The organism is Prevotella sp. ICM33, from assembly GCF_000517825.1.
Lineage (GTDB): Bacteria > Bacteroidota > Bacteroidia > Bacteroidales > Bacteroidaceae > Prevotella > Prevotella melaninogenica.
Genome location: NZ_JACD01000016.1, coordinates 50,789 through 63,264 on the forward strand (window position 1 = coordinate 50,789; position 12,476 = coordinate 63,264).

A 12,476-nucleotide genomic window follows, 5' to 3' on the forward strand; every position below is an offset into this window, starting at 1 on the left:
GCGTTATTTGTATTGTGCTTCAATAGCTGCTGTCTGATAATAATGATGAAGGATTTCGTCATATCGATAGCCTTTCTCGCCCATTACAGCAGCACCAATCTGACACAAGCCAACACCATGTCCCCACCCTGCACCAATAAGACGGAAGTGCTGTGGGATGTCATTCACAATCTCACTACGTTCTACCACAAAAGCAGAACTGTAGAGATGGCTCTCACTTAACGTACGTCTTATCTCTAATTCCTTACCGATAATACGTGTGAACTTTGTTCCTACAATCTTCAAACGCGTGATACGACCACTCTTACCACGCTCTAAAGGTTGGAGGTCAATAATCTCTCCGAAATCAAGACCACTCTTACGAAGGATTAGCTCAGCAAGTTCTGACTGTGTGAAGTCTACTGTCCAGCGATAAAAGTCTTGTGTTTCTTGATCGTAGTTATTAAGCACCTGCCCCAAGACTGCCGCATCTTTTGTATTACAGAAAGCCTCTGGAGACGACAGAATCCACTCCTGTGCCGTCTTCTCATCAGTAAGATCAATCTCAGGGGCTGTTCCCAAAGGTGCATTATCTACTACAGAGAGCAGGTAGGGCTTATGAGTATTGTCCCAACAGTACTCATATTCCTCCGAAACACCTCCGCAACACTTACTGAAACGAGCATCGCAGATTTCCTTTCCATTCATCAACAACTGTCCACGGGTAGCCTTTATTGCCTCTTCAACATGTGGACTCGTTGCCTTCGTAATGCCCTGATAACGTTGACAATGGTCGTCTGCACAGACATCAAACAAAGTATGTGCATCACTATCATACCATACAACACCTTCTTCATCTGACACTTTTACTGGTGCAGATGCTGTCTGAACACCCATTTCAATGGCTTTTCGTCTTCTCATCTGTACCAAAAGCCAACTGCGAGAGATTACAGCATGTGCCTTCAAAAGCTCTAATGAAGAGGTAGCACTCATCTCACTTGAGATAACACTTGCTAAATAATGTTCTACAGGTAGTTCATTAATAGCCCAGAGCTTATCTCCATCGACAACAAAACGTAGCTTTCCGAGGAAGGTTTGTGCCTCTTTGCGCTCCCAATGGAAGTCTACTCCGATAGTAACATCTTCTAAAGTAAAGGATATATCATCATTTTGCGGGGTAAAGCAAAGTTCCTGATAGACTGCAGAATCCCACAGAATCTGTCCGCCTTTGAACTTTACAATCTGCTTACCTGTCACCTCTTTGTTTCCTATTGTATAAGTACCATTCAGCTGAAAACGAATTTCGTCGCCACGAACGATACCTACAGAAACTATAGGTTCGTGCTTCCAATCATCGAAAGCGAGGTCAACTGCCTTATTGCGAATCCGTTTCACGACTTCATTCATTGCCTCATCTGACAGTGAAACCTCACGTAAAATCGCCTTGGCAAGCTCTGCTGTCATCCCTTCGAAGTCGCTCTGGCGGGGCAATATCAGCAACCCTGCCATATCCAAGCTACCTGGACTGACCAGACACTGTGCCTCTCCATCTGTAGAATAACAATCAGGGCGATGCTTCTCACGTGGGAATACAACTGAAATAAACGCATCTCCATTACGCCATGCCACGATATTCATCATCGGCTCGGTCTCATCTTCCTTTAATGGAAGTGCTTCATATAAACGACTGAATAGCTCAATATCGTGTTTCTCAGTATGGCTCACGATGGCTAAAGCCGGGCAAATATAATCCTTTATCTCATAAATTCCCTCTGTACCATTCAGTTTTAAGAGCGGAAGAGAGGTTTCATAAAGCCGTTGCCAGTCACGTTGTAAAGGAAGAATACCGCTTGTTCCTGCCTGAAAGTGCAAGTGGTCAGGTGCACTGGCACCACACTTCGGTCCATTATAGAACACCATTAGCTGCGGATAAGCCCTCAATAAGCGATGTATCTGTACATAATTCTCTGCTATTGCCTGCAGTTGATGATGACGAGAAGGTATCGTGAAATGAACAGGGAGAATTGGGAAAGGGTTGACAAGGATATCAAAACCTTCTCCAAAAGGCAGAACAATCTGCTCTACTGGGCGATTCTTTTCACAAAGAAAGCAAGGTCGCTTAGCCAATGTAGCCTTATCAATCTTCGCCCCTGTACTCACCAAGCGTGCAGGATTGAATTGCGCAAGGGCTGAACCCACCTCACGCGTCTGCACACCCTTCAACTCTTCAAAACGTTTTGAAACGTCTTGCCATTGGTTCAGCTGGTTATGAAAAAAATCAGTTAGCCCTTTCTCTCTATCTTGATTCTGTTTCTGACGTGCTAAAATCTCAACTGTACGCAGCTGATCTTTATAATGATTGTTGGCATTTACCTTGTCAATGCTCAGTACGGCATCACTATTTCCACCCCAACGACGGCAAAGATAAAGTTCATCATAGATTCGTCCGATACGGAAACGACGACTGAAAGCCAATCCCATAGCATAGTCTTCGCCATAACTTGTGTTAGGGAATTGATGCTGACGGACCAAAGGAGTGAAGAAAGCACGTGGTGCACCGAGTCCATTAATACGTAAGGCGTTGTTGCAACCATTATCCTCTGTCCATTCATTATGGCTAATCAAGCCCGGTGGAAGGGTATTAAGATCGAAGTCGCACATACGATAAGAGCCTACTATCATCGCTGCCTTCTGTTCGTGGAAAGCATTGACAATAGTCTGCAAAGTATTCTCTGAAGAATAAAGGTCATCACTATCCAACTGAACAGCAAAGCGACCACAATGCGCATCATTGATAGCATAGTTCCAACAGCCACCTATACCGAGGTCTGTACGTGTAGGAATAAGATGCACAAGGCGTTCATCTGCAGCCAAAGAAGACAGTATCTCCGTCGTACCATCTGTAGAATGATTGTCGACAACGATAACGTTAAAAGAAAAATCTGTCTTCTGTGAGAGGGCCGAAACCACCGCATCGCGCACAGTCTTCTCACGATTAAAGACAGGAATTACCACCGATGCCTCTACCGGAAAAGCCTCACCAGAGAAGTCAGGCTGTACATATTGCGTTGTATCAACCAAGGCTTTGATAGCAGAGAGATGTGCCGTTGCTGCCTGTTCCATCTCAATCTGTACCTCACGATTGCGTGGATTCACATAATCAAACTGCTTCTCACCACTTGCACGTAGGTCATCTTCTTCCTCTGTATAGAGATATTCATTCAGATGAAAGAGTTCTCCCACACGACTTAAGAAAAGACGAAGGTCATACCAACCTGCAAACTGATAATCCTTTGCCACCTCTTTCGCTGCGTACTCCTTTAGACACTCTGTCTTGAGAAGTACAACAGAACCAAAATCGAAGTCATCACGGATACTACCCAACTGATAGTCTGTAACAGGATGCTTCACAGTCTTGCCAGCTTCCACAGAGTAATGGTCAGCATAAACCATTGCTGCACCAGTCTCCTCAGCTACCTGCAGCATACGCTCAAGCGCATGATAACCTAACGTGATAGGACCTTGCTTCAAATAAAGCAGGGCATAATCGGCTGTTGCTGTTGTCGCAATAAGGCGCATAGTAGCAAGGGAAAGCAAGCTGCCTGCCTGCAGGTGATGGGTGTACTGAGGCAGTGCCTCAGTAGGTGGGACATCGGCTGATAATGTGTATATACTCTTCACCACACCTGACTCGTGTAATTGCGCAGCAAGTGACTGCATCATTGCAGTTGTGCTATACGGTAGAAAGCAATCTATCTGTTTCTTCTTTTCCATCTAAAATGTATTCTTTTATCTACTTGCAAAGATACTATAAAATCCCGTCTTACGTACGAAGATTCGAAAGAAAACAACTAACTGCGAATTATTTTCATGAAAAGAAATTATTGCTGTCCGGTAAAAATAAGCTGAAAGCTCTATATCCCTTTATCCATCGGTGTTGCAGCCGTTTTACTTATTCATGGGCTTGGTTTTCAGTTTTAAATTATAAGCATTATAAAATGTGCTTATTTTGACAAGGGAAGCCCTATAATAACCAAATAAATTAATGAAATCATAAGTTTAAGCCTATTTTATCTAACACAGATAACTCCAAAAAAGTTTTATCGGACACCAATAAAAAGAAATATTTATTTACGTGAAGAAAAATATTTTTTTTCATGAAAAGAAAATCTTTTCTTCGTGAAAATAATTTGGAAGCGGTGGTCATACTGAACTTTTTCTGTAACTTTGTACACATAAAAAAGACATTAAAAGATAGCCAAAAGATGGAAAAAGAAAATCATATAGACCGTGCATTAGCATTTATGGAGAATCTTGAAAAGCTTGGTGCACAGCTTCAGAAGGCTGACGAACAGCAGAAACTAATGCTGCAACAGATGCTGACAAAAAGCCAGAACAACGAAACAAACACGGATGAATACCGCGAACTGGAACAAAGAAGCAAGGACCTTCAAGCAATGATTAACAAGTGGCGTCCCATCTATGAGGAACGTCTGAAGATGGTGAAAGAGGCACAGAAGGCTGCAAAGAAGTAAGGCTGACTGTAGAAGAACAAGACTTAAAGAAGTTCGTTTCCCCTCTGAAAAGGAAATATGTGTCCCTTACTGCTACCCACTATCTCATATTCAAGATTGCAGAACTCCGCATATACAAACAAACTCCTTTAACTATCAAGAACAAATGAAGAAAGACTTATACAAAGACATCAGACTGTTCTTATTAGCTATCATAGCTGTTAGCTTGTTTTTCTCATGTTCGTCTGTTCCTCCTGGAATAGCCGAAGAGATAAACTATCACGGAGAACAACTGCATCGTTATCTGACGATTATCAAAGACGTAACAACGAAAGCGGAGAAGAGTAAGGATACTATCACCTATTATTGCAACAAAAAAGGACAGCTCATCATAGAGCGTGTGGGTACAGACAGCTTGGATGATTACACCTACTCCTACGTCGGTGACACGATTTTCATTCATAAGAAACATAATCAGAACCCGATAGAAAGACTCTTCAAGAGCTATTACATAGTAAAAAACGGACTTATCGTAGAAGCAAATGACATTCCTCAGTTCTACACATACACCTACGATAACAAACGAAGACTTGTATGTCGTGACACACCTAATGTTATCTGTGGCAGAACAACCTACAACCTCCAATGGAAGGGAGAGAAGATGTTCCCTTATAAACCATTTAATATCAGCTACAGAGAGACTGGGCAGAAGGCAACCTGCCACAACTTCTATTTCTTGTGGATGCATGGCAGTGGCATAAGAATACCCATCCCCTTCATCAGCTTGGGCTATATGGGTGTTATTCCGAAAGGAGATATTAGCAGCTATAGCTTCAGTTCAATAAAGAAAGAGTATGATTTCAAGTCGCAACTGACAACGGAGTATGATAAGAAAGGACGTCCCACACGCATTGAAGAAACGGTGACAACACTAAATAAAAATAACAAAGAGGAAAATAGTAAGTACGTTACAGAATACATCTGGTAAACATATACCAATATCAAAAAACTTAAAACAGGATATGGAAAAGGAAAAGAAAAGTGGAGGAATGATGAGTGTTATCGCTGCCTTAGGTGCAAACATCTTGGTAGCGATATCAAAGTTTGTTGGTTTTGCTGTGTCTGGCTCAGCCGCTATGTTGAATGAGTCAATCCATAGTATCGTAGATTGTGGCAATGAAATACTACTGTTAGTAGGCAACCGACAGTCAACAGCGAAGATATCAGATAAACATCCGTTCGGACAGGCACGTGCTAAGTATTTCTATAGCTTAGTTGTTGCAATGATGTTGTTCTTCGCCGGTGGTGCATTAGGTATCATGGAAGCTGCTGAGAAGCTATTTCACCCAGAACACAGCTTGGAGAACACATGGCTCGTCATTGGTATTCTGGCCTTCGGACTCTTAGTAGAAACTGTCAGTCTAAGGGTTGCCTTCAAGGAGATTAAGGAACTGAACAAGGACAATCTGTCACTTTATCGTTTCCTACGAGAGAGCCGTCACAGTGAAATTCTCATTATCTTTGCAGAAGATAGTTGTGCTGTCATTGGTCTGCTAATAGCCTTAGGAGGTACACTTCTGACCCACTTTACAGGTAATCCATTCTATGATGCCCTTTCAGGTGTACTGATTGGCGTGCTCCTCTGTGCAGCAGCTCTTTTCCTCGCACGTGAGTTCTACAGTCTGCTTATTGGTGAGAGTGTCACGCAGAAGGATTTAACTCGCATCAAAGAGACATTCCACAGAACAGAAATCAACCGCCTCATCAATGTTAAGACCATTCACCTCGGTCCTAATGACATCCTTGTCACTGCAAAGATTGATGTTAAAAGCGAATACGAAGCGCAAGCACCTCAGTTGGTTAACGACATCGAAAAGAATATGCGTGCAGCTTTCCCTGAGTACAAGATTTATATCTATATTGAGACGGATAAATATAAAGAGGATTATTAAAGACCTCTCCCCCAACCCCTCTCCGAGAGAGAGGGGAGTGCTGGACACAAGAGAAAATAATTTCTGTTACTATGTCTATTCGTCGTCCACAAACAATTTATCCCCTTACAAAGCGACATTTGTAAACCATTTTCATGTGATTCAAACCCAAAACATGCTCTTTTGGCTTCTAAAAGACGCCTAATTGACTTGCAATAGGTGCCCTTTTGAGGGCTAACTAACGCCCTTTTGAAGTCCAATTAGGCACATCTTTCTATGTTACTTTACAACTAACTGACTACCTGTAAGTTACAAACCCACCTTTTAGACGTCTTTTTGCCGTTATTTATAGAGCCTTTACTTGGAAATGTGTAATGATTTTTCAAACACATATTTTTGCTTGTTAGTATGAAAAGAAAAAGGTTTTCTGTGTCATAGGATAATAATAGAATAGACTATTAACGGTCTCAGTACATCATGTACAAAGTCAAAAAAACAGAGGTGCACTCTTGGTACACCTCTGTTTTATTAAATTTACTTACCATTAATTACTTAAAAGTATGCTTACCTTCTTGCGCAGCAGGCTTGACAATAATCTCACGCTGCTTAGCATTTGTCATCACTTTCATAGCTACAGCAGTGATATCTTGTGGTGTGAGGGTCTTGAATACTGGTGCGGAAGCGGCATTATCATTTGGAGATAGCTCGTTGCCAGTCTCAGCATAGATGTTCAATAAAGCCATCCAAACTGATGGGTCACTGTTTGACTGTGATGCTGCACCTGATTGTTCCTCATCAACAGCCAAAGGTACCATTGCAGCCTTGAACTCATCAGCAGTGAAACGGCCAGCCTTCACATCATCAAGAATACTATAAACAAGGCTAACAGCTTTGTCAGCATTCTCTTTCGCAGTAGAAAGATGAATGTTAAGGTTCTCGCCAGCTACTGGCTGTGAAGTATAGTTGCTCTGTACACCTACGGTATAAGTTAGGTGCTCTTTCTCACGCAATACATCAAAATAACGACGCTCCAAGAGTCCACGCATCACTTCCAAAGCAGCTTGCTCACGCTCAGACAGTTTCTGCTTATTGGCAAATGAAATCTCAATCTCTGCCATACCACCTTCTGTCTCAGTCTCGAAAGTGCGCTTGATAACAGGCGTAGATGACGAGAAATCCATTGGCTGGATAGCAGTCTTCACAGGCTTACCTTCACCCTTGAGAGAACCGATATAGCGAAGCACCAACTCTTTTGCCTTTGCTTCTGGAATGTCACCAATAAGACAATAGGTGAAACGTGATGCATCTCCAAGGTGTGCCTGGAACTGTTCCTGTAACTTATCAAACTGAACTGACTTAAAGAAAGCCTCATCCTGACGTGGATTCATCGCACTAACTGGATAGAGCAACTGCTGGATAGAATCCTGTACGGCAGCCATACCTGTTGTTGCACGATTCTCATAAACATAGAGGTTACGCTGGACATACTTATCAAAGGCAGACTTTGAGAAGTTCTGACGTGACAGAATCAAATACAGATAGCTGAAGAAATCGTCAGCCTTGTCAACAGGTGCATTACCACCGATACCATCACTGTAGTCTTCCAATGAGAGGGAGAGATTGATATTCTTACCCTGTAGCCACTGCGCCAACTGATTTCGGTTGTAATTATATACACCTGACTGCATCAAGAGTGAACGCATTGCATTATAGTTGGCAAGTTCTTGTGCAGGAACAATAGACTTTCCACCTTCTGCAGAACCAGCAAAGAGGAACTTACCACTCAGTTCTGGAACGTAACGATAAAGAACTTTCGCACCATTAGAGAGTGTCCACTCCTTTGCCTGCAAAGTCTTCAACTGCTTTTCAGAAACAATCTTTCCTCCTGTCAGAGGGAAGTCAATCAACTGACTGATAGGCTTCATACCATCAGCATGAGCCATATCGCTGAATGAACTCTTTTCCTTCAATGCAGCCATAAGGTCATTCTCGGTAATATTCATCTCACTCTGTGACTTAGAATAAGTGACAAAAGCAAGGTTATTATCATTAAGCAATGACTTCATCCAAGCATTCATATCCTCAACCTCTAACTCAACCAAAGTCTCAAGGTTACGGTTAATCTGTCCGCGGAAGTCTTGTACAGGAATATCATAGAGGAAGTTCTGACGGAAAAGCATTAAAGCATTGTCTGGTGTACCTAATCCCTTTGCTTCGAGAACATCCTTCATTCCATTGTACATCTTCTCCTTCTCAGTATTGAACTCAGCAGCAGTAAAGCCTTGGTCGCGCAAGTTATCACGTACAGCTAACATCTGCTGAAGCGCCTTCTGTTCATTACCCTGATAGGGAACCATATCCCATGCCATCTGATAATAGTTTCTTACCAAAGGAGATAGACTCACCTCAGCGGCAATATAACTCTCCTTATCAGCATTCTTCAACATCACAAAGCGCTTTGGAGCCAATGTGTTGAAGAACTTAGTGAAGATAAACTGACGTACTCGGTCCTCTTCTGGAGCGTTGCCCTTCACCTCATAACGTTGATAAAGACCAAAAGAAGCACTCTTGTTCTCTGGATCAATGAAACGCATATAGAGCGGTGTGGTATTGTCAGGAATCTGTCTTGTCTGTGGATTTACAGCAGGGGCTTGCTTAGCTGGCAATGTCTTGAAAACTGTCTGGATATTCTTTTCAATCTGGTCGACATCAACATCACCGATAACAGCAATAAACTGCATATTAGGACGGTACCACTTATCATAGAACTGCTTTACCTGCTTCTGCTGGAAGGTCTCCAATATCTTCTGTGAACCAATCACATTATGAGTAGCATAACCGGCATGATTATAAACAACAGGGGCAATGGCATCTGTCAGACGACGGTCTACTCCCGAACGATGACGCCATTCCTCAAGGATAATACCACGTTCCTTTTCAATGTCTTTAGGAGTCATCTTGACGCCATGGCACCAGTCACGGAGCACCCAAAGCATATTCTCATTTAGCTTCGCATCATTGGTTGGTACGTTATGAACGGCATAACGCGTATCATCAACACCTGTGAAAGCCTCAAAGTCATTGAGGTTGTTACTGCGAAGGAAGTTCATCACACCATTAGGGAAGTGGTCTGTCGTATTAAAAGCCAAATGCTCCAACACGTGCGCCAATCCCATTTCCTCATCATTCTCCAAAATAGCACCTACATTCTGGTAGAGGTAGTATTGTGCCTCACCAGTAGCAGAACCATCATTATAGATATAATAAGTAAGCCCATTTGCCAGTTTTCCCTTTCGCAATCCATTCATCTGTGCATTGACAGGACTAAAGGGAAAAAACAAAAAGCCTATGAGCAGTGCCACTGGCACGCTCGATAGGCATTTAGTGATATTCTTGAACATAGTCATTGTTTACTTTTCAAGGAGTTCGAGCGTAGAGAGCTTCTGCTTGATTGCACCCTGCAACATAGCCTGTGGCATCTCCATATTCTCTAAACGGAGTGTCTCAGCAAATGCCTGGTTATAGTATTCACGTGCCTTGGTATAGTTCTTCAATTCACGATAAGAGTCACCTATCATTACCATATAGTTGACACGGTCCATCACAGCATCTTCCTGTGACAAAGCCTTCTCAGCCCACTTGATAGCTACCTCATGATCCTTAGCCTTCAGACTCTTGCCTGCTGCCATGTAGAGGTTCTGTGCTGCCTTACCATAGTCGGCTGAACGGAGGTTGTTCTCCATCTTGCCAAAATAGGTTTCCATAGCTTTCACATAGCCATTTACATCCTTATTCTTATACAAGTTGTAGAGAGCATCAAAGTAGAGCTTTGCTTTCTCGTATGGAGTAATACCTGTCAAGCCTACAACCTCGTATGCCTTTGCATACTGGTTCTTAACTTTCTCTACATAGTCTTTATACTTTACGTTGCCATCTTTTGCCATATCCTCGGCAAAGATGTCGTTAGCCTCAACAATGTAGTAGGCAGGTGCCTTACCAAGTTTCTTCATCCAGTCATCAAGGTGGTCGTTCATAAGGTCAATCATATACTGCTTGTGCTCCTTATCTTCATCACCCTCCAATGTTAGAATGATACGATAGTCATTCTCATTGATAAGCTTCAATGGTGCCTTAGCAGCTACATAGTTCTTATAAAGTTTCTGTAGACGGGTTACCCACTTATCTGCATCCATACCCTCCTGCGCCTGCAAAAATGATGGTGCCTTGAGAAGAAGTTGTTGCTGAACGTCAAGGTCGTTGTTATCAGCCTTGTACTTATTGTAAAGTTCCTCAAAACTTACACTCTCACCTGCTGCAATCTTAGCAGCCTCCATGAGTTCATCCTTATCCATCGCACCTGTATTCACAGACAAGGCCTTACCATCTGGTGCAATGAAAGCTACTGTTGGATATGCTGCTACCTTATAGTTCTTAGCGATATCAACATTCTCACCCTTCTCTGCATCTAACTGCAGACTGATAAAGTGTTCATTGAAATACTTTCCAACTTCCTCTTGTGTGAAAACTGTCTTTGCCATCTTCTTACAAGGAACACACCACACTGCGTAGAAGTCAATAAACAGAATTTTATTCTCTTGCTTAGCTTTTACCAAAGCTTCACTGAAAGTTCCCTTAAAGAACTTAATACCATTTGCGGCTTCTGTACCCTGCTGTGCACGAAGCTGTACTGCCATCATCAAAAGAGATACAAGCAGTAAGATATATCTTCTTCTTTTCATATTTAATCTGTTTTTAATGGATTATTTTATTCAATCTATTCATTAAATTGTATCCTACTTACAGCATTGATATTATTCATATCTATCTTTTTAATACATGAGAGGAATACGCCTAAAGTCAATGCTGAACGTAGTATATACATCTACAATATACCTTTATCGAAATTACTCGACAGGCAGCTCATCATCTGTTACTACCACCTTAAAGATGTTTTCCAAGACTACCTCATGGTCTTGATTATACACCTTAAGAGAAAGACGATATCTGCCGTTTGCCAACTGTTGCGTAGCTTCTTGTGTGACAACAATCAGACCACCAGTAACAGAAATCTTGCCCTCCTTATAGAGTTTCATAAACAACTGTGCTTGTTCCTGATTGTCAGCCTTAACCCCAAACAACTCATAATTGATAGGGTTGGTTCCTGCAACACCTTGGATACGTGTTGAAACGAATGGTAACTTATTGATACCACGCTCACTCGTTGCATCAACGTTATGGAAGGCATTAAGAGAATCGGGAGTAAAAGATGCTCCAGTTGTTCTCAGATAGCCTACATCCATTTTGCTACATGATACCATAAAACCTATTGTAAGGGCCATAAGGCATAGCAATGCGATTCCTTTCTTCATCTTTTTCATTTTTAAAAGTCGGTTAAGTTGAAGTCATAAACAAGTGAGTGAACCACTCCTGTGTTTGTTTCAATATTACATGAAGCAACGTCAGAAGTCTTAGTTGTCGTAGGAGAGACCAAGTGGATACGCAAAGGTCCAGCAGCTGGCACACCGTTGTAAGCCTCACGGAACGTGTAAATCCACAACTGATTGCCTGAAGCCATCTCTACAGTCTCACCACCCTTACCAATTGGTGTTGATGCATCAGAAGATTTAACACCTTCCTTAAAATCATCAAGCATCACTCGCTTGTTAGGTAAAACACAATTTAAGATAAACTTCTTACAGTCAGCAACAGGAATATCAGACACTCTCGTCATTCCATTATCATAGAGATAACGATTGATACTATGATTGGTAGGACCAAAGAACGTGAAGTTCTTGCCATACTGACTTGTACCTTGGAAAAGAGAAACTAAACCTGCACGCTCAGTCATCACGCAAAGAGAATCCCAGTTATAGCTATCGCCTTTGAAGTATTCCCACATCGTCATATCGTGCTTACCATTAGCAAGACCTGTGTCATCAAAGTTATACTTGGTACAACTGGAGAGTACTCCCATTGTCAGACACACAGCTATTATATATATAATCTTTTTCATATATCAAACAATATATTTATTGTAACGTTCCTAACCCGT

8 protein-coding genes are annotated in these 12,476 nt (G+C 42.0%); 3 read left to right on the plus strand and 5 right to left on the minus strand.

Annotated elements, in window-relative coordinates:
* Positions 1–3 precede the first annotated feature (3 nt).
* Positions 4–3,753, minus strand: a complete 3,750-nt coding sequence (locus tag HMPREF1505_RS12770; protein ID WP_081722918.1) for a DUF4922 domain-containing protein — start codon at positions 3,751–3,753, stop codon at positions 4–6.
* Between the two features lie 491 nt (positions 3,754–4,244).
* Here HMPREF1505_RS12770 and HMPREF1505_RS03345 point away from each other — a divergent pair, with 491 nt between their 5' ends.
* From HMPREF1505_RS03345 to HMPREF1505_RS03355, 3 genes are all read left to right on the plus strand, one after another.
* The gene (locus HMPREF1505_RS03345; RefSeq protein ID WP_036922490.1) at positions 4,245–4,514 is read left to right on the plus strand and encodes a hypothetical protein; all 270 of its coding nucleotides are present in this window, start codon (positions 4,245–4,247) and stop codon (positions 4,512–4,514) included.
* A gap of 145 nt (positions 4,515–4,659) precedes the next feature.
* Positions 4,660–5,481 carry a hypothetical protein gene (locus tag HMPREF1505_RS03350; protein ID WP_036922493.1) on the plus strand — a complete coding sequence of 274 codons (822 nt, stop codon included), beginning with the start codon at positions 4,660–4,662 and terminating at the stop codon, positions 5,479–5,481.
* Between the two features lie 34 nt (positions 5,482–5,515).
* The gene (locus HMPREF1505_RS03355) at positions 5,516–6,445 is read left to right on the plus strand and encodes a cation diffusion facilitator family transporter (protein WP_036922496.1); all 930 of its coding nucleotides are present in this window, start codon (positions 5,516–5,518) and stop codon (positions 6,443–6,445) included.
* Positions 6,446–6,972: 527 nt separating this feature from the next.
* Here the strand turns inward: HMPREF1505_RS03355 and HMPREF1505_RS03360 are convergent.
* From HMPREF1505_RS03360 to HMPREF1505_RS03375, 4 genes are all read right to left on the minus strand, one after another.
* Positions 6,973–9,825: a pitrilysin family protein gene (locus tag HMPREF1505_RS03360; RefSeq protein WP_036922499.1), complete on the minus strand. Its 2,853-nt coding sequence runs from the start codon at positions 9,823–9,825 to the stop codon at positions 6,973–6,975.
* 9 nt (positions 9,826–9,834) lie between these two features.
* Entirely contained in the window at positions 9,835–11,163 is a 1,329-nt protein-coding gene (locus tag HMPREF1505_RS03365) for a thioredoxin family protein (protein ID WP_036922502.1), read from the minus strand.
* A gap of 165 nt (positions 11,164–11,328) precedes the next feature.
* Positions 11,329–11,802 (minus strand): hypothetical protein, encoded by a 474-nt coding sequence (locus HMPREF1505_RS03370; protein WP_036922505.1) that lies wholly within the window; start codon positions 11,800–11,802, stop codon positions 11,329–11,331.
* Positions 11,803–11,804: 2 nt separating this feature from the next.
* Positions 11,805–12,437, minus strand: a complete 633-nt coding sequence (locus HMPREF1505_RS03375) for a fasciclin domain-containing protein (RefSeq protein ID WP_036922508.1) — start codon at positions 12,435–12,437, stop codon at positions 11,805–11,807.
* Between the last annotated feature and the right edge of the window lie 39 nt (positions 12,438–12,476).